The following is a 22,990-nucleotide window of genomic DNA, read 5'->3' on the forward strand; positions in this document are numbered from 1 at the left end:
CCGGTGCGCGGAGCCTCCACCGTACGAAAGGATGTGCCCATGACATCGCGCTCCCGGCGGCCCCGGCTCCGGCCCGTACTCCTGACCATGACGCTGGCGTTGGCCCTGGCGGCGGCGACGGGCTGCGGCACCGAGCGGGCGCCCGGCTCGGAGGCGGCGGGGCGGAGCGGCTCGACCGCTCCGGCGCCCGACCGGGCGGAGCTGGAGGCGCGGGCACGGGCCGCGCAGACCCTCACGGAGCATGTGTGGGTGACCGAGGTCCCGGGGTACACGCTGGCCCACCAGTCGGTCGGGGTGATCGGCGACGACGGGTTCGGCAGCGTCTACACCACGCCCGAGGGCGGGCAGATCCGGCTGTCGGTGGAGCGCCGCCCGCCCGCCGTGGCCGACTGTACGGAGAATCCCGCGCCCGAGGGCGGCCAGGAGCCCCTGGTGACCTGCGAGCGGCAGGGCGAACAGTGGTACCGCGCCACGGAGTCGGGCCACGCGTACGCCCGGGAGCAGGCGGGACTCGTGGTCACGGTGAGCGGGACGCTCCGGGACGTGGACCGGGCGACGCTGCGGTCGGCCTCGCTGCTCGCCCACCGCGCCGACGACCACGAGCTGGACCGGGTGCTGCCGCCGGCCGGGGAGGCCTCCGGGCGGCAGCCGGTCGAGCGCGGCGACCTGCCGCCGGTGGGCGACGGCGCCCCGAACAACGACGTGGGAGCGAGTGGCTGATGGATCTGACGATCAGGGTGGCGGAGCCCGGCGAGTACGCCGTGCTCGGCGAGATCATCGCCGAGGCGTATCTCGGCGACGATCTGCTGGACGGCCCGCAGGACCCGTATCTGCTCAAACTGCGGGCGGTCCAACAGCGGGCGGCCGAGGCCGAGGTGCTGGTCGCACTCGACACGGACGGGACGGTGCTCGGGGGTGTGACATATGCCGCTCCCGGCACTCCGTGGCGCGACATCGCCGGTCCGGACGAGGCCGAATTCCGGATGCTGGCCGTGGCCCGCGCGGGGCGCGGCCGGGGCGTGGGAGAGGCCCTCGTGCGGGCGTGCGTCGAGCGCGCCCGGTCCACCGAAGGCGTCCGGGGACTGGTGCTGTCGACGCAGCCGGCCATGCTCTCGGCCCATAGGATCTACCGTCGGCTCGGCTTTGTGCGGACCCCCGAACGGGACTGGGAACCGGTGCCGGGCCTGCGCCTCATGACCTTCCGGCTGGAGCTGGGGGCGGTCTCCTGAGGGGCGTATTAAATCGTCGCGACACAACATGTGGGGGCCGCAGCATCTGGCGGCCCCCACATGTATGCTCGACCTCGCTGTCGTCGCAGGGGAATCCGGTGCGAATCCGGAACTGTCCCGCAACGGTGTGATCAGTGTGCTTTTGCACACCTGAAGTCCGAAGACCTGTCGACAGCGCGTCCGGCTCGACCGAACCGGACGCCAGACGTCCGGGCCTCGCGGATAGGCCGGTGGACGCCGTCAGCTGTGCTGCCCTGCCCGGGGTTTCGCGCTGCCCGGCTTCCCCGCCTTCCGCCGGCCCCCTGCCGAGCGAGGGAAAGCCCAGTGACCATCGCGCCCGCCGATCCGGTTTCAGCCACCGAATCCGCCGAGTCCGCAGCGTCCACCACGGCCGGTAAAGCCCCGAACGACGGACCCGGGACCGCCTTGCTGCGGACCCTGACCGACCTCACCGTCGATCTGCCCGACACCGACCCCGGCCGGGTCGCGGCCGCCGCGCTGCGCGGGCGCAACGCCCGTTCCGACGAGGCCGAGCTGCGCTCGCTGGCCACCGAGGCCGCCGCGGGGCTGATCTCCGAGGACCCGGCGTACTCCCGGCTCGCCGCCCGGCTGCTGACCCGCACGATCGCGGACGAGGCCGCGGGGCAGGGCGCGACGTCCTTCTCCGCCTCGGTCGCCGTCGGACACCGCGAGGGCCTGATCGCCGACCGCACCGCCGCGTTCGTGGAGCTGCACTCCACGGCGCTGGACGAGCTCGTCGAGCGGACGCTGGCGGACGGCGCCGACGACCGCTTCGGCTACTTCGGTCTCCGTACGCTGCACAGCCGTTACCTCCTGCGCCACCCGATCACCCGCCAGGTCATCGAGACCCCGCAGCACTTCATGCTGCGCGTGGCCGCCGGCCTCGCCGAGGACGAGTCGGTGCGGGCGCTGGACGAGGTCGCCGCGCTCTACGGGCTGATGAGCCGGCTGGACTACCTCCCCTCCTCCCCCACCCTCTTCAACTCCGGCACCCGGCACCCGCAGATGTCCTCCTGCTATCTGCTGGACTCGCCGAAGGACGAGCTGGACTCGATCTACGACCGCTACCACCAGGTGGCACGCCTCTCGAAGCACGCGGGCGGTATCGGCCTCTCCTACTCCCGCATCCGCGCCCGGGGTTCGCTGATCCGGGGCACCAACGGGCACTCCAACGGCATCGTGCCGTTCCTCAAGACGCTGGACGCCTCCGTCGCGGCGGTGAACCAGGGCGGCCGGCGCAAGGGCGCGGCCGCGGTCTACCTGGAGACCTGGCACGCGGACATCGAGGAGTTCCTGGAGCTCCGCGACAACACCGGTGAGGACCAGCGGCGTACGCACAACCTGAACCTGGCGCACTGGATCCCGGACGAGTTCATGCGCCGGGTCGACGCGGACACCGACTGGTCGCTGTTCTCGCCCGCCGAGGTGCCCGAGCTGGTGGACCTGTGGGGCGACGCGTTCGACGCCGCCTACCGCGCGGCCGAGGCCAAGGGCCTGGCCCGCAGGACGATTCCGGCGCGTGAGCTGTACGGCCGGATGATGCGGACCCTCGCGCAGACCGGTCAGGGCTGGATGACGTTCAAGGACGCCTCCAACCGGACCGCGAACCAGACGGCCGAGCCGGGCCGGGTCGTGCACTCCTCGAACCTGTGCACGGAGATCCTTGAGGTCACCGACGACGGCGAGACGGCCGTCTGCAACCTGGGCTCGGTCAACCTGGGCGCGTTCGTCGCGAACGGCTCGATCGACTGGGAGCGCCTGGACGCCACCGTCCGTACCGCCGTGACCTTCCTGGACCGGGTCGTCGACATCAACTTCTACCCGACCGAGCAGGCCGGGCGCTCCAACTCCCGCTGGCGACCGGTGGGCCTGGGTGCGATGGGCCTCCAGGACGTCTTCTTCCAGCTGCGTCTGCCCTTCGACTCGCCGCAGGCCCGCGCGCTCTCCACGAAGATCTCCGAGCGGATCATGCTCGCCGCGTACGAGGCGTCCTGCGACCTCGCGGAGCGCTCCGGTCCGCTGCCCGCCTGGTCCGAGACGCGTGCCGCGCGCGGTGTGCTGCACCCCGACCACTACGACACCGAGCTGAACTGGCCGGAGCGCTGGGACGCCCTGCGCGCCCGGGTCGCGAAGACCGGCATGCGCAACTCGCTGCTGCTGGCCATCGCGCCGACCGCCACGATCGCCTCGATCGCCGGGGTGTACGAGTGCATCGAGCCGCAGGTCTCCAACCTGTTCAAGCGCGAGACGCTCAGCGGTGAGTTCCTCCAGGTCAACGCCTACCTGGTGGACGAGCTGAAGAAGCTCGGCGTGTGGGACGCCCGCACCCGTGAGGCGCTGCGCGAGGCCAGCGGCTCCGTGCAGGGCTTCGCCTGGATCCCCGACGACGTGCGGGCGCTGTACCGCACCGCGTGGGAGATCCCGCAGCGCGGCCTGATCGACATGGCGGCGGCCCGTACGCCGTTCCTCGACCAGAGCCAGTCGCTCAACCTGTTCCTGGAGACGCCGACGATCGGCAAGCTCTCCTCGATGTACGCGTACGCCTGGAAGCAGGGGCTGAAGACGACGTACTACCTGCGTTCGCGCCCGGCGACCCGGATCGCCCGTGCCGCGTCCGGTCAGACGGCCGCCGCCGCCCCCATTCCCGTACAGCAGGCTTCGGCTCCCGACGCGGACGCCATCGCCTGCTCCCTCGAAAACCCCGAGTCCTGCGAGGCCTGCCAGTAATGAGCACCGACGACAACAAGAACCTGCTCGACCCGGGCTTCGAGCTGACCCTGCGCCCCATGCGCTACCCGGACTTCTACGAGCGCTACCGGGACGCGATCAAGAACACCTGGACCGTGGAGGAGGTCGACCTCCACTCGGACGTCTCCGACCTCGCCAAGCTGTCGCCGGGTGAGCAGCACATGATCGGCCGGCTGGTGGCGTTCTTCGCGACCGGTGACTCGATCGTCTCGAACAACCTCGTGCTGACGCTGTACAAGCACATCAACTCCCCCGAGGCGCGGCTGTATCTGTCGCGGCAGCTCTTCGAGGAGGCCGTGCACGTCCAGTTCTATCTGACGCTGCTGGACACCTATCTGCCCGACCCGGACGACCGGGCGGCGGCGTTCGACGCGGTCGAGGAGATCCCCTCGATCCGTGAGAAGGCGCAGTTCTGCTTCAAGTGGATGGACTCGGTCGAGAAGATCGACCAGCTGGAGACGAAGGCGGACCGCCGCCGCTTCCTGCTGAACCTGATCTGCTTCGCGGCGTGCATCGAGGGGCTGTTCTTCTACGGCGCGTTCGCGTACGTGTACTGGTTCCGCTCGCGGGGTCTGCTGCACGGTCTCGCCACGGGCACCAACTGGGTGTTCCGTGACGAGACGATGCACATGAACTTCGCGTTCGAGGTCGTGGACACCGTCCGCAAGGAGGAGCCGGAGCTCTTCGACGACGCGCTGGAGCAGCAGGTCACCGACATGCTGAAGGAAGCGGTCGAGGCGGAGCTGCAGTTCGGCCGCGACCTGTGCGGCGAGGGCCTGCCGGGCATGAACACCGAGTCGATGCGCCAGTACCTGGAGTGCGTCGCCGACCAGCGGCTCGCGCGCCTCGGCTTCCCGACGGTGTACGGCTCGGAGAACCCGTTCTCCTTCATGGAGCTCCAGGGTGTCCAGGAGCTGACGAACTTCTTCGAGCGCCGCCCGTCCGCCTATCAGGTGGCCGTGGAGGGCTCGGTCGGGTTCGACGACGACTTCTAGGCCTTGACCAGGTGGTCCCGGGCACCGGTCGGTGCCCGGGACCACGTCTGTTGCCTGGTCTGCACCCGGGGCTGAGAGGGATGGCGTGGGGCCTGTTGGGAGAATGCCCCCATGAGCAAGATCGTGAATTACAGCATGGCGAACCGCGGAGAGATCGCACGATTCCTTCCCGCGAAGGATCTGACCGCCGACAACCTGCAACTGCTGGACAGGATGCAGGCGGTGGCCCGAGCCCGCCAGGATGATCTGGACGCCCAAGGCGTGGACTGGGGACTGCCGGTGCAGGACGCCCTGGAGCAGCTGGCCTCCGGGCGTGCCGACTCCACCGCCGAATGGGCCGGAAGCGCCTACTACGCGGCTCTCCAGATCATCATCGACCACAACGGCAGCGACATATCCACGCTGGCGAGCTACCGCAGCCCCATCACCGTCTTCACCACTCTGGACGACGAGTTGAGCACGGCGGGCGTCGCAGCGGACCTGCTGCCCAGTCAGTACATCTTCAGCGGACCGCCGACCGAGATCGCGTTCCGCATTCCCCGGCCCGTGGAGGGGTCACCGGAGATCGGGTACTGGCCGATGCAGAAGGCCGGGCCCGCCATCAAGGCTTACCGTGAGGCGCTGGACCGGATCGACCCCGACCTCAGGTACGAACTGAAGGAGCTGATCGATGCCCTCGACGGCTGGTACTCCGAATGGGCTGACGGTGAAGGCTCCTTCTGGTGGGCCGAGGACACTTCGGTCTTCTTCTCCGTCGTCGGCTGAGCAGGATTCCCCTTCGGAGCGGCCGGGCAGAGCCGTGGTCGGACCGGCAGGGCTCCCCTAGACGTTCGCCCACCCCTTCGGGTAGGAGCGCCGCGTGACCTCATGAGGTCGCGCGGCTCTTTCCGTTTCTGTCAGCGCCACCTCCCCCCGTTCCGCCTCCCGCAGCTGGCGGTCGATACGGAGTTCGCGGGCGGCGCCGAGGACGACGGGCGCGAGGACGAGGGCGAAAAGTGCTGCTACGACCAGGTAGTTCAGGAATGTGTTCATGTCTCTACTCTGGACCGCCGGAGCGAAAATCATCAGTGGCAGGACTGCCATGGGACGTCAAATAGCTGCCACACTCGCTCCATGCTGACCAATGTCGCCGCCCTCCTCCTCGATGAGGTCCACCCCTTCGAACTCGGCGTCCTGTGCGAGGTGTTCGGCCTGGACCGCAGCGACGAGGGGCTGCCGGTGCACGATTTCGCGGTGGTCTCCGCCGAGGGACCCGTCCTGAACACCCACGCGGGCTTCACCATCACCACACCGCACGGCCTGGAGCGGCTGGAGGAGGCCGATCTCATCGCCGTGCCGGCGGGCAGCAACTTCATGGCGCGGGAGTATCCCGAGGAGCTCCTCGACGCGCTGCGCCGGGCCGTGGAGCGCGGCTCGCGGGTGCTGAGCGTCTGCTCGGGGGCGTACGTCCTCGGCGCGGCCGGGCTGCTGGACGGCCGCCGCTGCACCACCCACTGGCGGCACGCGGCGGAGCTGGCCCGGCGCTACCCGAAGGCGATCGTCGAGCCGGACGTGCTGTACGTGGACGAGGGCCCGGTGATCAGTTCGGCGGGCACCGCCGCCGGGATCGACGCCTGCCTGCACCTGATCCGGCAGGAGTACGGCCAGGAGGCGGCCAACACCCTCGCGCGGCGCATGGTGGTGCCGCCGCACCGGGACGGCGGGCAGGCGCAGTACATCAGCCGCCCGCTCCCCCGGAACGCCTGCGACACGGTCGGCTCGACGCTGGCGTGGATGGAACAGCACCTCGACCAGGAGATGAGCGTGGAGCAGCTGGCCGCGCTGGCGCACATGTCGCCGCGCACCTTCGCCCGGCGGTTCCAGCAGGAGACCGGGACCACGCCGTACCGCTGGCTGCTGCGGCAGCGGGTGCTGCTGGCCCAGCATCTGCTGGAGACCTCCGACCGGACGATCGACACGATCGCGGGGCAGACGGGCTTCGGTACGGCGGCGACGCTGCGACACCAGTTCGTGCGGTCACTGGGCACCACGCCGAACGCCTACCGCCGTACGTTCCGGGGCCCGGCGGCCACGGCCGTGCCCGACGTCGCCTGAGAGCGGCGCGGAAGGGTCAGACGCCGCAGCTGGGCGCCGACCAGAAGCGGCTGGGGCCCTGGTTGACGTGCACGTGGTCGTTGTGGCCGGCGTAGCCCGGGCCGAGGATCCCCCGGAAGCCGTGGTTGCGGGCCTGCTTGGCCAGCGTGCAGAGCGAGTGCGGGGAGACGCCGAGGTCGACCGCGTCACCGTACATATGACGGCTGTTGGAGGCTCCGCCGACGGCCGCGTTGCAGGAGGCGGAGCGGAAGCCGCTGGTGACGCGGATGGACTTGTCGCCGAGCGCGTGGCGCAGCGCCTCCAGCTTCCACATGCTGCTCAGCGCGTTGGCCTTGGCCGTGCCCGCCGCGACCTTCCCGCCGGCCCAGGTGCTGTTGCACTTGTTGAGCTCGGGGTACGTGAAGTGGATCGGCGTGCAGTCGTTGTCCTGGAGCGCGTAGAGCTTGGCCTGGGTGGCGGGGCCCGCGACCCCGTCGGCGGCCAGGCCGTAGGCCGCCTGGAACCGCTTGACGGCGGCGGTGGTGGCCGGGCCGTAGGAGCCGTCGATGGCGAGCACCGCGTTGTAGCCCGGGTAGCCGGCCACCCGGATCTGGAGCTGGGTGACGTCGTTGCCGGTGGCACCGGACTTCAGGGTCCGGTGCCAGGTGTAGCAGCCGTCGGCCTGCGCGGTGCCGGCGGTCAGCACCGCACCCCCCAAGGCGAATGTAACGGTCATGACAAGTCCGAGCAGAACGCGTGCGGTACGTCTCAGCACAGGGGTCTCCCTCTGAACGTCACGGTCGATGTGCCCGTGAGCCTGCCCCCGGTCAGCTACGCGCGTCAACTACCCCTGGGGAAACTGCAGTTATCTGCCAAGGGTCCGCGAAAAGCGGCAGGGGCCCGGCACCGGCGAACCGGTGCCGAGCCCCTGCCACGACGTCCTGCGGCGTCCCACGACGTCCTCAGTCGTTCGGGACGACCTCGTAGCGCGGCGTGCCCTCGTCCATCTGCCGCAGCGCGTCCTTGCGCTCCCGCTTGGAGAGCCGGTCGATGTACAGGTAGCCGTACAGGTGGTCCGTCTCGTGCTGGAGGCAGCGCGCGAAGTAGCCGCTGCCCCGCACCTTGATCGGGTTGCCCTGCGCGTCCTGTCCGCGCACCACCGCGTAGTCGGGGCGGGCGAGCGAGGCGTACGCGGTCGGCACCGAGAGGCAGCCCTCGTTGGAGTCGTCCAGCACCCGTGCCTCGGGGGCCAGCTCCTCCAGGACCGGGTTGCAGACCACTCCGGTGTGCCGGTTGCCGTCGTCGTCCGGGCAGTCGTAGACGAAGACCTTCAGGTCCACGCCGATCTGGTTGGCGGCCAGGCCCACGCCCTCGGCCGTCTTCTGGCTGGCGAACATGTCGTCGATGAGCCGCGCCAGCTCGTCGTCGAACGCCGTGACGTCCTTGCACTCCTTGTGCAGCACCGGGTTGCCCACGACCGTGATCGGACGGGAGGTACCGCGCTCGCGATAGGCCGCCTCGCGCTCCTCGCAGTCCTCCGTGTCGACGAGGAACCCCTCGTCGTCCACGCCGATCCGCCCGTCCGTCTCCTGCTGCGACATGTCCGCCGTACGCCTTCCTGCAAAACCTGAACTCGGTGACCCCGCCGCTTCCCGTCAGAGCCCGGGAACCACGGGTGGAACAGCACCGCGATCGGTGCGCGTACAGCCTACGGGCACAGGTCAGCAGACTTCTTCGAGATCCCGCCACTCGCGGCTGTCCGGGCTGTCGGCGACCCAGCCGTCCAGCAGCCCGCGCACCAGACCGGCGGGGGCCGCGAGACCGCACTCGCGCTCCGGGACCCACAGGTCACCGGCGCCCGCGGTGCGATGGCCGAGCGGTCCCGGGTGGCCCGGCTCGCTGTGGTCGTGCGGGTCCAGGTGCTCCCCGTCGCCCTCGTCGCTCTCCATCCGGCTCTCCGAACACGCCCGGCACAGCAGCCGCACGGACGAGGACCAGTCCTCGGCGGCGAACCCGGCGTCCGACGCCAGCTTCTCCAGCGCGTCCCGGTCGTCCTCGGTGGCCGCCTCCAGCAGCACCACCCAGGTCGGCACCGGGGAGGGCGCCCACAGCTCGATCTCGTCGAACACCGGATACGCGGGCCCGGCCGCGGTGACCCGCTCGCCGTTGGGCACCCCGTCGTGCAGGACGACCTCGCCCCAGCGCCGCCCGGAGGACGGCAGCGGGATCGAGAGCACCTCGATCCGGGCCGGGTCGAGCCGGCGGCCCCAGACCACCTCGGCCTCGCCCTCCGGCGAGAGCCGCACGGCGGCGCTGCCCAGCTCCATGCCGGTCGGCTCGGTGGTGGCCGCGCTGTGCTGGCCGCCGCCGGGGACCTTCAGTCCGTACGCCTGCCAGGCCCGCCGCGCCAGCGGCCAGTCCTGGAGCGCGGTGGCCGCGATCCCCACGTTCCACCAGTCCGGGGCGCCGGACTCCCGGTCGAGCAGCGCGACGGCCCGCAGGCCCGCCGCCCTCGCCTGCTCCCAGTCGTGCCGGAACTTGTGCAGCAGCGCCAGATTGAACCAGGACTCCGAGAGCCAGGGCTCCAGATCCGCCGCGCGCGTCAGCAGCGCCCCCGCGTCCTCGTACCGGCCGTCGCCGATCAGCGTGAACGCGCGGTCCGTGGCCTGCCGCCAAGAGGCGGACGGCCGATGCCGTACCTTCCCGAAGATCCTCACGATTCCCGCCTGTCCCGACTGGACACCCTCGTCATCCGCTCTGCTTTCGCATCCAACCATGCCCGGCCGGACGCCCGCTCATTACCCATGGGTTACCCAGCTCCGGCCGGGGTCAGACCGCCCCGCGCGAGGACGCGTCCCAGCGCCTCCACCACCTGCGGCTGGTGGTCGTGCCCGGTGGAGAGCCTGAGCCGCTCCAGCGCGCCGAGCGGCCCGCCCACGCATTCCCCGCGCAGGTCGTCGTATGCGTTGACCGTCCTGACGATCCTGGCGGCGGGCAGTTGTTCCCGGTACGGATCGGCCTGCTGCTCCACCACCGCCGCGACCGCCGGATCGACCCCGGTGCGGCGCACCACCGCCCCGCCGAGCAGGGCGATCCGGCGCTGCTCGGCGGCGGGCAGCCGGGCGGTCGCACCGCCGGTGACCGGGTCGAGGAGGGAGAGCTGGCCGATGTCGTGCATCAGGGCGGCGTGCTCCAGGACGGTCAGCTGCGGCCCGGTCAGCCCCAGCTCCCGCCCCACGGCGACGGCGAGCGCGGCGACCCGATGGGCATGGCCGGGCGGGGTGTACCCGGCGATCTCGGTGGCGCGGGCGAGCGAGGCCATCGTCTGCCGGCGGGTCGTGCGGACGGCCGCGTACCGGCGGATGGAGACCTGCGTGAGCAGCAGCGGCCCGCAGAGCACGGGCAGCGCCCACGGCCCGGCGACCGCGACCCCCAGCGCCAGCACCACGCCGGTCGCGCCGACCGCGGTCCCGATCCCGGCGAGCGCCCGCACCTCGTCGGCCAGGAGCGGACCGTACGGGGGCGGGGCGCCGAGCCCTTCGGGGCGGGCCGCCGAACGCGCCAGGAGGGCGGCCAGCAGGGCGTCGCACAGGGCGGTCAGTGCCAGGACCGCGAGCGGGAACAGCGCGAAGTACGGCCCGTCGCCGAACCAGCGGGCGGCCTGGCCGGAGTTGTACAGCGGCTGGAAGCAGACCGCCGCGAAGCCCACGGTCAGGGTCCGGCGGGCGGCCCGGTCCGCGTCCACGCACCGGCCGCCCGCCACCCGCGGGACGCCGGCGAGCACCTGCGCGGCGACCACCACGGCGATCACCTGGAGCGCCCCGTGCGTGGTCGGCCGCCCGGCGCTGTCCCCGAGCAGGGCGTACGCGAGGGCCCCGGCGGCGGCGAGCGGCGCGGGCTCCCGCTCCCCGGGGGCGGCGCCCCGGCGGGCCAGTTCCCCGGCGGCGACCAGGAGCCCGAAGGCCAGGGCGTGGCCGGGTCCGGCGAGCCCGTGTACCAGGGTGTGGGCGAGGGCGACGAGGGCGAGGAGAAGCGCGGCCCCGCGCACCGCGAGGACGGCGGGGGCGGGCAGGCCACTCCCGTACGGGGCCCTCATCGGCGGCGGACCCGGGACGGACGGGTGCCCGCAGGCGGCCGGGGACCGGCGACCGTGTGCCCCGCCGACCGGGCGGCGGGCACGGGCCCCGGTCCACGGCGGGCCCCGTCGACCGCACCGTCCAGCGCTCCGCCTGCCGCACCGTCCACCGGGCCGTGCGGTTCGTCGGCCGTGACGGCGGTGTCGGCGGCGCTCCAGCCGTGCCGGTCCAGCGCGCGGTCCAGCGCCCGCACCATCCGGGGGTCGAACTGGCTGCCCGCGCACCGCTCCAGCTCGGCGAGCGCGGCGGCCACCGGGCGGGCCCGGCGGTAGGAGCGGGTGGAGGTCATCGCGTCGAAGGCGTCGGCGACGGCGACGACCCGGGCGAACTCGGGGATCCGCGAGCCGCTGAGCCCGTACGGATAGCCGCTGCCGTCGAGCCGTTCGTGGTGGTGCAGGATCGCGTCGCGGGCCTCGTCCAGGAAGCCGATGCCCCGGACGATCTCGTGCCCGTACTCCGGGTGCAGCTCCATGATCCGGCGCTCCTCGGGGGTGAGGGGCCCGTCCTTGCGCAGGACCCGGGTGGGGACGCCCAGCTTCCCGACGTCGTGCAGGATCCCGGCGAACCGGAGTCCTTCCACCCGGCTCTCGTCCATGCCGAGTTCACGGGCGATCAGGACGGAGGCCCGGCCGACCCGCTCGCTGTGGCCCCGGGTGTAGGCGTCCTTGATGTCGACGGCGTGCACCAGGGCGCGGATGGTGGCGCGGTGGGCGGCCTGTTCACGGTGGTACTGGGCGAAGACCCAGCAGGAGAGGTACATCGGCAGCAGGACGAGGAGCGCGGAGAGGGGACCGTACGGGCTCCGCCACAGGACGGCCATCATCAGCCCGGCGAGCGCGTGGACCAGATGCGGCCCGAGCGCGCGCGGCAGCAGTGTGCGGGCCGTACGGAGCGGGGGCCTGCGCTCGGCCGCCGCGAGGATGACGCCGTCCAGCGCGGTCAGCACCAGGCTGAAGGCGACCGCCGCGGCGCAGGCGGGCAGCAGGGCGCGGGGGAAGTCCGGGGCCGCTCCCCCGCCGCCGAGGGTCGCGGGGCCGCCGAGGGCCGTGTGGACCCAGGAGGCGGCGGCGCAGGTGAGGGCGAGCTGGGCGGCCCGCCAGATCCGGCGGGCCGCGTACGGCGGCTGCTCCACCCGCCCGGCCAGTGAGCCGCCCACCGCCACCAGCGCGGCGGCCGCGGGCGGCAGCAGGAAGACGGCGGTGAGGAGGATCGGGAGGAACGACCCGGCGGCGAGCGGTCCGGAGCCCTGGGCGAGCACGCGGCGGCCGGCCGACTCGCAGCCGATACCGAGTGCGGCGAGCAGGGCCGCCGTGCCCCACGGAACCGGGGCGTCGGGGGCGTACGCGGGGAGCGCGCACCAGATCGCGCAGAGGACGGCGGCCAGGATGCAGGCACGTGCCGCCGCCGGTGTGCCCCTCACGCCCGCACTCGCCCCCAGCATGGTCGATGGACGCGCCACGCTAGCGAGTTGAGCGGCTCACCGAGCCGCTACGGATCCGATTAGCACATTCGGGTGACTATTCGGCGGCGGTCGCCGACCGGTCCGCGTCCTGCACGGACACATCGTGATCGGGCACGGTCTCACCGGCCCGGATCAGATCGATCCGGCCCATCACCTTGGAGCGCAGGTCGGTCGGGACGTCGTCCTGTCCGCAGCAGCGCTTGACCAGCTTCTTCACGGCCTGTTCGAGGCCGTACTTCTCCAGGCACGGGGAGCACTCCTCGAAGTGCACCTCGAACTTCGTGCAGTCGCCCTCGGGCATCTCCCGGTCGAGAAACTCGTAGAGATGGTCGAGGACCTCCGAGCAATCCGTCTCGTGCGGCTCTCCGCAGCTCATGAGGCCGAGCCCTTCCGATCGTCCGAGTCACCGGCACCGGCCGCGACGAGCCCGCGCTCACGGGCGTAGTCCTCCAGCATGCCGCGCAACTGACGGCGGCCGCGGTGCAGCCGGGACATCACCGTACCGATGGGAGTCCCCATGATGTCCGCGATCTCCTTGTAGGCAAAGCCCTCGACATCGGCGAGATACACGGCGATGCGGAACTCCTCGGGAATCGCCTGGAGCGCCGACTTCACGTCGGAGTCCGGGAGATGGTCGAGCGCCTGGGACTCCGCCGAGCGCAGACCGGTCGACATGTGCGACTCGGCCCGGGCCAGCTGCCAGTCCTCGATCTCCTCGGCGGCGCTGCGCTGGGGCTCCCGCTGCTTCTTGCGGTACGAGTTGATGAAGGTGTTGGTGAGAATGCGGTACATCCACGCCTTGAGGTTGGTGCCCTCACGGAACTGGTGGAAGGAGCCGTACGCCTTGGCGTAGGTCTCCTGGACCAGGTCCTCGGCATCGGCGGGGTTGCGCGTCATGCGCAGTGCGGCCGAGTACATCTGGTCGAGAAAGCCGAGGGCGTCCCGCTCGAAGCGCGCGTTGCGCTCGGCTGACGTCTCCGGTGCACGGCCGTCGTCGGTCCCTGTGTCGGTCCCAGTGACCGGACCCACCTCCTCCAACGATGTGGCGGAGCCGAAACCGGACCCGCTCGCCTCGGAGAATAGTCGACCTTGCTTGGCGGCGGCCTGTCGATTACCGGCGCCCAGGGGCCGCTCGGGGGTGGTCCTCGCCGCAGGCAGCACGCTCCACTCCAGGTCAGCGGCGTTCGAGCGGCTGGGGCAGATGGTCGAACCCATGCGACGGACTCCCTCTCCACGTACGACGTTGTTGTACCGACGTCCCGAACAACAGCGCCCCCGCGCGGAGCATTCCCGGGGCCTGTGCCACGCGCGGGAGGCTCCGGGCCACCCATGTCGCCCGCTACGTCGTCCCCTGCGCCACCCGTTACGTCATCCGCTACGTCATCCGAGTGACGTGAGCCACCCGGCGACCGCGTCGGTGAGGAGGCGCATTGTCTGCTCCTCGGTCGTCCCGGACCTCTTCGGCACCGCGAACCCGTGGTCGCCGTGCGGCACTTCGGTCAGCTCGTAGGGGCCGGGCGGGAACTCGTCGGGCCGGCCGAACGGGTCGTTGCCGCCCTGGACCACCAGGGTGGGCACTCCGGCGCCGAGCAGTTCGTCGGCGCGGGACCTCTCCGGCTTGCCCGGAGGGTGCAGCGGAAAGCTGAGCGCGAGGACGGCCGCCGCGCCCAGCTCCGTGGCCGTCCGGCAGGCGACCCTGGCCCCGGCGCTGCGGCCCCCGGCGACGACGGGCAGCCCGGGAGCGGCCAGGGCGGGCCACAGACCGCGCCAGCCGGTGTCCAGGGTCTTCGGGGCGGGGGCCACCTTCTTGCCGGCCACCCGCCAGGGCTGCTCCACCAGGGCGACGGTGACACCGTGTCCGGGCAGGACGGCGGCGAGGGCCTTCAGATCGCGGGCCTCGATGCCGCCGCCCGCCCCGTGGCCGGCGGCCAGCACGAGGCGGGGCGCGGACGCGGGGACCCAGGTGATCCTGGCCTCACCGGCGTCGGTGGTGACGTTCTGCGTACTCCTTTGACGGCTCACCGGGCCATCCTCCCCCGCGCGCCGTTCAGAACAGCGTGGACTCCTCCGGCGCGGCCAGCTCCGCCAGCAGTTCGGGCCCGTTGTTGCGGACGTTGCTGACGGCGGTGGCGACCGGGTAGGCGCGCATCAGCCCGCCGGGCGGCGGCTCCAGCAGGGCCCGCAGATCGTCCTCGCCGGTGTGCGAGGGGTCCAGCCAGGTGTCCCAGCGGTCGGGCGTGAGCATCAGCGGCATCCGGGGGTGGATGTCGGCGAGGGCGCCGGGCCCCTCGGCGGGGGCGACGGCCAGCGGGGTGGTCTCGGCCTCGGTGGTGATCACCGAGCACGTCACCCACCAGGCGTTCTCGTGGTCGCCGGGCAGCGTCGTATCGCGCCAGAACTCGTACAGTCCGGCCATCGCGAAGACCGAGCCGTCGGCCGGGGTCACGAAGTAGGGCTGTTTCCGGGCCCTTTTCTTGCCCTTCTTCTCCTCCAGCTGCCGCTCCTGAGAGCCGGTGACCCACTCGTAGTAACCGTCGGCGGGCAGGATGCAGCGGCGCTGGGCGAAGGCGCGGCGGAAGGAGGGCTTCTCGTGCACGCTCTCGGCGCGGGCGTTGATCATCCGGGCGGCGCCCTCGGGGGTTTTCGACCAGGACGGCACGAGTCCCCATTTCAGGGCGCGCAGCTGACGAACCGGACGCCGGTCGTCGGCGTCCTTAACAGGACGCTCCAGAACCGCGTAGACCTCTTTGGTCGGCGCCACGTTCCAGTCCGGCTCCAGGGTCTCGGTGGGTTCCCACTTCTCGACGCCGAAGAGCTGGGTCAGGTCCTCGGGCGCCCGACTGGCTGCAAACCGTCCGCACATGGATGCCAGACTGCCACGACCGCCCACCCTCACCGCAAGGAGTCGCCCGCCGATGAACAGCACCGAACTGGGCGATCTGTGGGATCGCGTCACCGGAACCCAGTCCGCTCCCGAACAGTGGCTGGTGGTGGTGACGGCCGCCCTGGCGCTCATCGCCGTCGTGCCGAACCCGATATGGCGGCTCGCGCGCAACACCATCACCATCGCGCACGAGGGCGGCCACGGACTGGTGGCCCTGCTCACCGGGCGGCAGCTCTCCGGCATCCGGCTGCACTCGGACACCAGCGGGCTGACCGTGAGCCGCGGCAAGCCGACCGGGATCGGCATGATCCTCACGGCGGCGGCCGGCTACACGGCCCCCTCGCTGCTGGGCCTGGGCGGCGCCTGGCTGCTGACGAACGGCCGGATCACCCTGCTGTTGTGGGTGGCGACGGCCCTGCTCGCGGTGATGCTGGTGATGATCCGCAATGTGTACGGGGCCCTCACCGTCATCCTGACCGGCACGGCCTTCCTGCTGGTGTCCTGGCTGGCCTCCTCGGACGTGCAGTCGGCGTTCGCGTACGCGGTGGTGTGGTTCCTGCTGCTGGGCGGGGTGCGGCCGCCGTTCGAGCTCCAGTCCAAGCGGCGCCACGGCGGCGCCCCGGACTCCGACGCCGACCAACTGGCCCGGCTGACCCACGCCCCTGCGGTGCTGTGGCTGTTCCTCTTCCACGCGGTGTCGCTGTCCTCGCTGATCGGCGGCGGACGGTGGCTGCTGGGGTGGTGAGACCGGGCAGGGCGCTCCGGTCCGTACCACTCTCTCGTTACGAGTCGGTTTCCGCCCTTTTGGTCAGGATCAGGGTCGGCGGGGAACCACTAAAGTGATGGCCATGACCGAGAGTTCCGTGCACCCCGCCCTCTGGCCCGCCCCCCACGCGAGCGGAGCCGTCGACGCGACCGTCACCGTGCCCGGATCCAAATCGGTCACCAATCGCGCGCTCGTGCTGGCCTCGCTGGCCGCCGAGCCGGGCTGGCTTCGCCGCCCGCTGCGCTCCCGCGACACCCTGCTGATGGCCGAGGCGCTGCGCGCGATGGGCGTCGGCATCGAGGAGACCGTCTCCTCCTCGTCCGCGACCAGCCCGTCCGCCGCGGCCTCCCCGGACAGCTCCGGCGAGGCCTGGCGGGTCATCCCGGCGGGGCTCCACGGTCCGGCCACGGTCGATGTCGGCAACGCCGGCACGGTGATGCGCTTCCTGCCGCCCGTCGCCACGCTCGCCGACGGCCCGATCCGCTTCGACGGCGACCCCCGGTCCTACGAGCGCCCGCTGACCGGCGTGATCGAGGGGCTGCGGGCGCTCGGCGCGCGGATCGACGACGACGGGCGCGGGGCGCTGCCGCTGACCGTGCACGGCGGCGGGGCGCTGGAGGGCGGACCGGTGGCGATCGACGCCTCGTCCTCCTCGCAGTTCGTCTCGGCGCTGCTGCTGTCGGGGCCGCGCTTCAACCAGGGCGTGGAGGTCCGGCACACCGGTTCCACGCTCCCCTCGATGCCGCACATCCGGATGACCGTCGACATGCTGCGGGCCGTCGGGGCCCAGGTCGACGAACCGGAGACGGGCGGCGAGCCGAACGTGTGGCGGGTCTCCCCCTCCGCCCTGCTCGGCCGGGACCTGACGATCGAGCCGGACCTGTCCAACGCCCAGCCGTTCCTGGCCGCGGCCCTGGTGACCGGCGGCCGGGTCACCATCCCCGACTGGCCCGAGCGGACCACTCAGCCGGGTGACGCGCTGCGGGAGATCTTCACCGCGATGGGCGGCAGCTGCGAGCTGACCGAGCGCGGGCTGACCTTCACCGGTACGGGCCGGATCCACGGCATCGACGTGAACCTCGGCGAGGTCGGCGAGCTGACCCCCGGCATCGCGGCGGTCGCGGCGCTGGCCGACTCCCCCTCCACGCTGAGCGGCGTCGCCCATCTGCGGCTGCACGAGACGGACCGGCTGGCCGCGCTGACCAAGGAGATCAACGAGCTGGGCGGCGATGTCACCGAGACGGCCGACGGGCTGCACATCCGCCCGCGCCCGCTGCACGGCGGCGCCTTCCACACGTACGACGACCACCGTATGGCCACCGCCGGGGCGATCATCGGCCTGGCGGTGAAGGGCGTGGAGATCGAGAACGTGGGCACGACCGCCAAGACCCTGCCGGACTTCCCGGACATGTGGACCGGAATGCTCGGGGCCTAGAAGATGCGCCGCTACGGGAAGAACCCCGACGAGGACGACATCCGCGTCCGCCCCAACCGCAAGGGCAACCGGCCGCGTACGCACATCCGGCCCAAACACGAGGACGCCGAGGACGGCATGGTCCTCACCGTCGACCGGGGCCGGCTCACCTGCCTCGTCGAGGGCCGGACCGTGGTGGCGATGAAGGCCCGCGAGCTGGGGCGCAAGGCCGCCGTGGTGGGCGACACCGTCTCCATCGTCGGCGATCTCTCCGGCGAGAAGGACACCCTGGCCCGGATCGTGCGCATCTCCCCGCGCCGTACGGTGCTGCGCCGCACGGCCGACGACGACGATCCGTACGAGCGCGTGGTCGTCGCCAACGCGGACCAGCTGGCGATCGTCACCGCGCTGGCCGACCCGGAGCCGCGCCCGCGCATGATCGACCGCTGTCTGGTGGCGGCGTACGACGGCGGGCTCACCCCGCTCCTGGTGCTGACCAAGTCCGATCTGGCGTCACCGGACAAGCTGCTGGAGGCGTACACCCCGCTCGGCGTCCCGTACATCGTGACCAGCCGTGAGGAGCTGGAGAGCGGGGACGCGGCGGACCAGGTGCGCGCGTTCCTCAACGACCGGGTCACCGCCTTCGTCGGGCACTCCGGGGTCGGCAAGACGACGCTGGTCAACGCCCTGGTGCCGAAGGACAGGCGGCGGACCACGGGCATCGTCAACGCGGTCACCGGCCGGGGCCGGCACACCACCACCTCGGCACTCGCGCTGCCGCTGCCCGGCGACCGGGGCTGGGTGGTCGACACCCCGGGCGTGCGGTCCTTCGGGCTGCACCACGTCGACCCGTCCCGGGTCATCAACGCCTTCCCCGACCTCCAGCCGGGCACCGAGAACTGCCCGCGCGGCTGCACCCACGACGAGAACCAGCCCGAATGCGCGCTGGACGCCTGGGTGGCCGAGGGGCACGCCGACCCGGCACGGCTGGACTCCCTGCGCAGGCTGCTCGCGACCCGGGAACGGCGCGAGGGCGACTGACGGCGCATGCGGCCGGAATCGGCCGCGACGGCGCGGGCATGTTTGCGAGCTTCAACGACTGGTAAAGGCATAATCGCACCGAGCGGGACGAAGCCGTCACCTATGCGGGAGGCAACCGACGATGCCCTGGCTGCTGGTCGTGGTCGCAGGACTGCTGGAGACCGGCTTCGCCGTGTGTCTGAAGCTCTCCCACGGATTCACCCGGCTCTGGCCGACGATCGCGTTCGCCGCGTTCGCGCTCGGCAGTTTCGGTCTGCTGACCCTGGCGCTGAAAAAGCTGGACGTCGGTCCGGCGTACGCTGTGTGGACCGGGATCGGGGCGGCCGGGACCGCGATCTACGGCATGATCTTCCTCGGTGACGTGGTCTCCACGCTGAAGCTGGTGTCGATCTCGCTGGTGATCATCGGTGTGATCGGCCTCCAGCTGTCCGGCTCCGCCCACTGAGACCCGCCGCCCCCTGAACCACCGGCCGCGACGCCTCCCGGACGAGGCGGAGCGCCCGGCTGTCCGCGGTGTCGTCGCCCGGCACCGGGACGATCACACAGGACAGCGCGAGGCGTAGCGCGATCTCGCAGCGCCCGGCGGCCGCCTCGGGCACCGCGGCCGCCAGCCGGTCCCGTACCAGCGCGAGCAGCTCCCCGGGGGCCGGCGGCGGCAGTCTCCCGCCCGTACGCCCTTGGGAGCCCGGACCACGGTCCGGGCGGGGCAGCCCCTCGGCCCAGTGCCCCGTGAGCAGCGCCTTGACGAGCGCGTCCTGGCGGGCGGCCCGTACGGTCCACAGCGCGACGGCGGCCGGACGGTCGGGCGCGGGGGCGGTCAGGGCGCGGTCCACCCCGGCGAGATAGCCGTCGGCGGCCCGGCGCAGCAGGGCCCCGGCCAGTCCGCTCTTGGTGCCGAACTCGTTGTAGAGGGTCTGCCGTGAGACGCCGGCCAGAGCGGCGACGTCGACCATCCGCACGGTGTGCCAGGGCCGGTCGGCGAGCGCCCGGAGGGCGGCGTCCAGCAGTGCCTGCCGCGCTGTCGGCATCGTCGCCACCCCCGCCCCGGGACCCTGCGGTTCAGAGTTGACGCGCTCCCGGGGGCTGTCAAGGGTCCCGGGGGCGGCGGGGGCGCTGTAGCCCGCGGCCGACCGCGCTGGATACTGTGACGGCATGCCCGACTACCACGATGATCTGCGCCTCGCCCACGTACTGGCGGACGCCGCCGACGCGACGACGATGGACCGGTTCAAGGCGCTCGACCTGAAGGTGGAGACCAAGCCGGACATGACGCCGGTGAGCGAGGCCGACAAGGCCGCCGAGGAGCTGATCCGGGGCCACCTGCATCGAGCCCGCCCGAGGGACGCGATCCTGGGCGAGGAGTACGGGATCGAGGGCAGCGGACCGCGGCGCTGGGTGATCGACCCGATCGACGGCACCAAGAACTATGTGCGCGGCGTGCCGGTGTGGGCCACGCTGATCTCGCTGATGGAGGCCGGCGAGAACGGCTTCCAGCCGGTGATGGGCGTGGTCTCCGCGCCCGCGCTGAACCGGCGCTGGTGGGCGGCGAAGGGCGCGGGCGCGTTCACCGGCCGCAGCCTCACCTCCGCGACCCGGATGCAGGTGTCGAAGGTGGAGCGGATCGCCGACGCCTCGTTCGCGTTCTCCTCCCTGGCCGGCTGGGAGGCGCAGGGCCGCCTCGACGGCCTCCTGGATCTCACCCGGGCCTGCTGGCGGACGCGGGGATACGGCGATTTCTGGCCGTACATGATGGTCGCGGAGGGTTCCGTGGACATCTGCGCGGAGCCGGAGCTGTCGCTGTGGGACATGGCGGCGACCGCGATCATCGTGCAGGAGGCGGGCGGCCGGTTCACCTCGCTGGACGGCGTGGACGGTCCGGGCGGCGGAAACGCGGCGGCCTCGAACGGGCCGCTCCACGACGAGCTGCTGGGCTACCTCAACCAGCGCTACTGAGACCCGGGCCGGTCACCGGGGGTGCGGCGCGTGCTCGCGCACTCCCCCGGTGCACGCCCGTCCACCCCTTGTCGACCCGCCCCAAGGGTGCAACTCTGAGAGTCCCCCCACTTGTGAACTTGTGAATCGACTCACAGAGTCGACTCACCGAGGAGGTGGCTCGTTTCATGCTCGTCCGTGACGCCATGAGCACGGTGGTCCTCACCATCGGCCCCACCCACACGCTCCGCCAGGCGGCCCGGCTGATGTCGGCCCGCCGTATCGGGGCAGCTGTCGTCCACGACCCGGACACCTGCGGACTCGGCATCATCACCGAGCGCGACATCCTCGACGCGGTCGGATCGGGGCTGGACCCCGACCGGGAGACCGCGTCCGCCCACACCACCACCGACGTGGTGTTCGCCGCCCCGGCCTGGACCCTGGAGGAGGCCGCGGAAGCCATGACGCACGGCGGGTTCCGGCATCTGATCGTGCTGGACGGAGACGGCCCGGTGGGCATCGTGTCGGTGCGCGACATCATCCGCTGCTGGGCGCCCGTGCGCCGTACGGTCGCGGCCGCCGGCTGACGCCCCGGGCACCGGCGGGGCTCCGGAACGACCGGTGGGCCGGACCCCCGCGAGGAGGTCCGGCCCACCGGTCGACGACAGGCGTCCGGTCAGCCGCGAAGGGCCTGGACCGCGGCTTCCAGCCGCTTGCCGAAGTCGCCGTCCGCCTGGCGGAAGTTGTTGACCGCGCGCTCGGCGATGTCGTCGCGCGAGACCTTGGCGATGAACCCGGCGAGGTTCTCGATCAGCCGGACCTTCTCGTCCTCGGAGAAGAGCCGGTAGAGGTCGCCCGCCTGCACGAAGTCGTTGTCCTCGGCATGGGCGGGGGCCTCGGTGTTACCGGTGGCGCCGGTGACCGGGAGCGGCTGCCACAGCGGCCGGTCGGTCTGGAACGGGCCGCCGAAGCTGTTCGGCTCGTAGTTCTTGGCGCCCTTGTGACGGCCGTCGTAGAGGAAGCCGTCCCGGCTGTTGGTCCGCGCCTCGGTGGCGTGCGGGCGGTTCACCGGCAGGTGGTCGGCGTTGATGCCGACGCGGTAGCGGTGGGCGTCGCCGTACGCGAAGAGGCGGCCCTGGAGCATCTTGTCCGGGGAGGGGCCGATGCCCGGCACGAAGTGGGCGGGGCTGAAGATCGACTGCTCGACCTCGGCGAAGATGTTCTCCGGGTTGCGGTTGAGCTCCAGCTTGCCGATCTCGATCGGCGGGTAGTCCGCGTGCGGCCACACCTTGGTGAGGTCGAACGGGTTGAAGCGGTAGCCGGCCGCGTCCGCCGCGGGCATGATCTGGACCTGCACCGTCCAGGACGGGAAGTCACCGCGCTCGATCGCCTCACGGAGATCACGCTGGTGGCTGTCGGGGTCCTCGCCGGCGAGCTTGTCGGCCTCGCCCTGGGTGAGGTTCTCGATGCCCTGGTCGGTCTTGAAGTGGTACTTGACCCAGAAGACCTCGCCGGCCTCGTTGTTCCACTGGTAGGTGTGCGAGCCGTACCCGTTCATGTGGCGCAGCGTGGCCGGGATGCCGCGGTCGCCGAAGAGCCAGGTCACCTGGTGCGTCGACTCGGGCGACAGACCCCAGAAGTCCCAGACGTTGTCCGCCTCCTGCGAGCCCGTGTACGGGTCGCGCTTCTGGGTGTGGATGAAGTCGGGGAACTTGATGGCGTCCTTGATGAAGAACACCGGGGTGTTGTTGCCGACGAGGTCGTAGTTGCCCTCTTCGGTGTAGAACTTCAGCGCGAAGCCGCGGGGGTCGCGCACGGCGTCGGCGGAGCCGAGGTTGCCCGCGACGGTGGAGAAGCGCAGGAAGGTCTCGGTCTGCTTGCCGACCTCGGAGAGGAACTTCGCCCGGGTCCACTGCGAGACGTCGCGGGTCAGCGTGAACGTGCCGTACGCACCGGCGCCGCGGGCGTGCACGATGCGCTCCGGGATGCGCTCGCGGTTGAAGTGGGCGAGCTTCTCCAGCAGCGCCTGGTCCTGGACGAGAACCGGACCGCCCGCGCCCGCGGTCTCACTGTTCTGGTTGTCCGCGACCGGAGCCCCGGCCTCCGTGGTGAGCGGTCCCTGCGTCACGTGCGCCTCCTGCGTCATGTCCTGCACAGCCTTCTGTCCTCTGTACAGCCCTGTCCCTTGGCGTATGCCGGTCTCGATCCTACAATGGACATTGTCTAAGTCAAGTGAGCATCCAAAGTCACACTCGATCGGGACTCGGTCCCTCCACTGTTAGGCTGGGC

General features: G+C 71.6%; 24 protein-coding genes and 1 riboswitch. Of the genes, 12 read left to right on the forward strand and 12 right to left on the reverse strand.

Features of this window, described 5'->3' with window-relative positions; all coding sequences use genetic code 11:
• Positions 1-39 precede the first annotated feature (39 nt).
• From ACIQPT_RS29985 to ACIQPT_RS30005, 5 genes are all read left to right on the forward strand, one after another.
• Positions 40-720: a hypothetical protein gene (locus tag ACIQPT_RS29985; protein ID WP_401160370.1), complete on the forward strand. Its 681-nt coding sequence runs from the start codon at positions 40-42 to the stop codon at positions 718-720.
• Positions 720-1,229 carry a GNAT family N-acetyltransferase gene (locus tag ACIQPT_RS29990; protein WP_401160372.1) on the forward strand — a complete coding sequence of 170 codons (510 nt, stop codon included), beginning with the start codon at positions 720-722 and terminating at the stop codon, positions 1,227-1,229. Before ACIQPT_RS29985 ends, ACIQPT_RS29990 begins: the two co-directional genes overlap by 1 nt.
• Before the next feature lie 52 nt (positions 1,230-1,281).
• A riboswitch (cobalamin riboswitch) is annotated at positions 1,282-1,417 on the forward strand.
• Between the two features lie 136 nt (positions 1,418-1,553).
• Entirely contained in the window at positions 1,554-3,977 is a 2,424-nt protein-coding gene (locus tag ACIQPT_RS29995) for a ribonucleoside-diphosphate reductase subunit alpha (protein WP_401160374.1), read from the forward strand.
• A complete protein-coding gene (locus ACIQPT_RS30000) occupies positions 3,977-4,993 on the forward strand; it encodes a ribonucleotide-diphosphate reductase subunit beta (RefSeq protein WP_401160375.1) in 1,017 nt (338 codons plus the stop codon). Before ACIQPT_RS29995 ends, ACIQPT_RS30000 begins: the two co-directional genes overlap by 1 nt.
• A 111-nt stretch (positions 4,994-5,104) precedes the next feature.
• Positions 5,105-5,758, forward strand: coding sequence for a hypothetical protein (locus tag ACIQPT_RS30005; RefSeq protein ID WP_401160377.1), 654 nt, complete (start codon positions 5,105-5,107; stop codon positions 5,756-5,758).
• 57 nt (positions 5,759-5,815) lie between these two features.
• Here ACIQPT_RS30005 and ACIQPT_RS30010 read toward each other — a convergent pair whose 3' ends face one another.
• Positions 5,816-6,025: a hypothetical protein gene (locus ACIQPT_RS30010; protein ID WP_401160378.1), complete on the reverse strand. Its 210-nt coding sequence runs from the start codon at positions 6,023-6,025 to the stop codon at positions 5,816-5,818.
• 81 nt (positions 6,026-6,106) lie between these two features.
• Between ACIQPT_RS30010 and ACIQPT_RS30015 the strand changes: the two genes are divergently transcribed.
• Positions 6,107-7,087 carry a GlxA family transcriptional regulator gene (locus ACIQPT_RS30015; RefSeq protein ID WP_401160380.1) on the forward strand — a complete coding sequence of 327 codons (981 nt, stop codon included), beginning with the start codon at positions 6,107-6,109 and terminating at the stop codon, positions 7,085-7,087.
• A gap of 16 nt (positions 7,088-7,103) precedes the next feature.
• Here the strand turns inward: ACIQPT_RS30015 and ACIQPT_RS30020 are convergent, their stop codons facing one another.
• The 9 genes from ACIQPT_RS30020 to ACIQPT_RS30060 form a co-directional block, all read right to left on the reverse strand.
• The gene (locus ACIQPT_RS30020) at positions 7,104-7,841 is read right to left on the reverse strand and encodes a D-Ala-D-Ala carboxypeptidase family metallohydrolase (RefSeq protein WP_401160382.1); all 738 of its coding nucleotides are present in this window, start codon (positions 7,839-7,841) and stop codon (positions 7,104-7,106) included.
• A 187-nt stretch (positions 7,842-8,028) separates the two neighbouring features.
• Entirely contained in the window at positions 8,029-8,667 is a 639-nt protein-coding gene (gene def, locus ACIQPT_RS30025) for a peptide deformylase (RefSeq protein ID WP_401160384.1), read from the reverse strand.
• Positions 8,668-8,787: 120 nt separating this feature from the next.
• The gene (locus ACIQPT_RS30030) at positions 8,788-9,783 is read right to left on the reverse strand and encodes a hypothetical protein (protein ID WP_164219453.1); all 996 of its coding nucleotides are present in this window, start codon (positions 9,781-9,783) and stop codon (positions 8,788-8,790) included.
• 92 nt (positions 9,784-9,875) lie between these two features.
• A complete protein-coding gene (locus ACIQPT_RS30035; protein ID WP_401160386.1) occupies positions 9,876-11,162 on the reverse strand; it encodes an HD-GYP domain-containing protein in 1,287 nt (428 codons plus the stop codon).
• Complete coding sequence (locus ACIQPT_RS30040) at positions 11,159-12,622, reverse strand: HD-GYP domain-containing protein (protein WP_401160534.1); 1,464 nt, start codon at positions 12,620-12,622, stop codon at positions 11,159-11,161. Before ACIQPT_RS30040 ends, ACIQPT_RS30035 begins: the two co-directional genes overlap by 4 nt.
• A 97-nt stretch (positions 12,623-12,719) precedes the next feature.
• Positions 12,720-13,040: a mycothiol system anti-sigma-R factor gene (gene rsrA, locus ACIQPT_RS30045; protein ID WP_401160387.1), complete on the reverse strand. Its 321-nt coding sequence runs from the start codon at positions 13,038-13,040 to the stop codon at positions 12,720-12,722.
• Entirely contained in the window at positions 13,037-13,693 is a 657-nt protein-coding gene (locus ACIQPT_RS30050; protein WP_007458152.1) for a sigma-70 family RNA polymerase sigma factor, read from the reverse strand. The genes rsrA and ACIQPT_RS30050 overlap by 4 nt, the downstream gene beginning before the upstream one ends.
• Before the next feature lie 351 nt (positions 13,694-14,044).
• Positions 14,045-14,686: an alpha/beta family hydrolase gene (locus tag ACIQPT_RS30055; RefSeq protein WP_401160389.1), complete on the reverse strand. Its 642-nt coding sequence runs from the start codon at positions 14,684-14,686 to the stop codon at positions 14,045-14,047.
• 25 nt (positions 14,687-14,711) lie between these two features.
• Positions 14,712-15,527 (reverse strand): SOS response-associated peptidase, encoded by an 816-nt coding sequence (locus ACIQPT_RS30060; RefSeq protein ID WP_401160391.1) that lies wholly within the window; start codon positions 15,525-15,527, stop codon positions 14,712-14,714.
• A 52-nt stretch (positions 15,528-15,579) separates the two neighbouring features.
• On the opposite strand from ACIQPT_RS30060, the gene ACIQPT_RS30065 reads away from it, so the two are divergent.
• From ACIQPT_RS30065 to ACIQPT_RS30080, 4 genes are all read left to right on the forward strand, one after another.
• A complete protein-coding gene (locus ACIQPT_RS30065) occupies positions 15,580-16,293 on the forward strand; it encodes a M50 family metallopeptidase (RefSeq protein ID WP_401160393.1) in 714 nt (237 codons plus the stop codon).
• Between the two features lie 103 nt (positions 16,294-16,396).
• Positions 16,397-17,749: a 3-phosphoshikimate 1-carboxyvinyltransferase gene (aroA, locus tag ACIQPT_RS30070; RefSeq protein ID WP_401160395.1), complete on the forward strand. Its 1,353-nt coding sequence runs from the start codon at positions 16,397-16,399 to the stop codon at positions 17,747-17,749.
• A 3-nt stretch (positions 17,750-17,752) separates the two neighbouring features.
• Positions 17,753-18,769, forward strand: a complete 1,017-nt coding sequence (gene rsgA / locus ACIQPT_RS30075; protein WP_401160396.1) for a ribosome small subunit-dependent GTPase A — start codon at positions 17,753-17,755, stop codon at positions 18,767-18,769.
• Positions 18,770-18,890: 121 nt separating this feature from the next.
• Entirely contained in the window at positions 18,891-19,214 is a 324-nt protein-coding gene (locus ACIQPT_RS30080; RefSeq protein WP_010061553.1) for a multidrug efflux SMR transporter, read from the forward strand.
• On the opposite strand, the gene ACIQPT_RS30085 is transcribed toward ACIQPT_RS30080, so the two are convergent.
• Entirely contained in the window at positions 19,171-19,797 is a 627-nt protein-coding gene (locus ACIQPT_RS30085) for a TetR/AcrR family transcriptional regulator (protein WP_401160399.1), read from the reverse strand. The two genes, ACIQPT_RS30080 and ACIQPT_RS30085, sit on opposite strands and share 44 nt — an antisense overlap.
• A gap of 124 nt (positions 19,798-19,921) precedes the next feature.
• Between ACIQPT_RS30085 and hisN the strand changes: the two genes are divergently transcribed.
• The gene (hisN, locus tag ACIQPT_RS30090; RefSeq protein WP_401160401.1) at positions 19,922-20,722 is read left to right on the forward strand and encodes a histidinol-phosphatase; all 801 of its coding nucleotides are present in this window, start codon (positions 19,922-19,924) and stop codon (positions 20,720-20,722) included.
• 167 nt (positions 20,723-20,889) lie between these two features.
• Positions 20,890-21,288, forward strand: coding sequence for a cyclic nucleotide-binding/CBS domain-containing protein (locus ACIQPT_RS30095; protein ID WP_401160403.1), 399 nt, complete (start codon positions 20,890-20,892; stop codon positions 21,286-21,288).
• An 89-nt stretch (positions 21,289-21,377) separates the two neighbouring features.
• Here ACIQPT_RS30095 and ACIQPT_RS30100 read toward each other — a convergent pair whose 3' ends face one another.
• Positions 21,378-22,847 carry a catalase gene (locus tag ACIQPT_RS30100; RefSeq protein WP_401160536.1) on the reverse strand — a complete coding sequence of 490 codons (1,470 nt, stop codon included), beginning with the start codon at positions 22,845-22,847 and terminating at the stop codon, positions 21,378-21,380.
• Between the last annotated feature and the right edge of the window lie 143 nt (positions 22,848-22,990).

It is taken from the genome of Streptomyces sp. NPDC091289 (assembly GCF_044757365.1).
Lineage (GTDB): Bacteria > Actinomycetota > Actinomycetes > Streptomycetales > Streptomycetaceae > Streptomyces.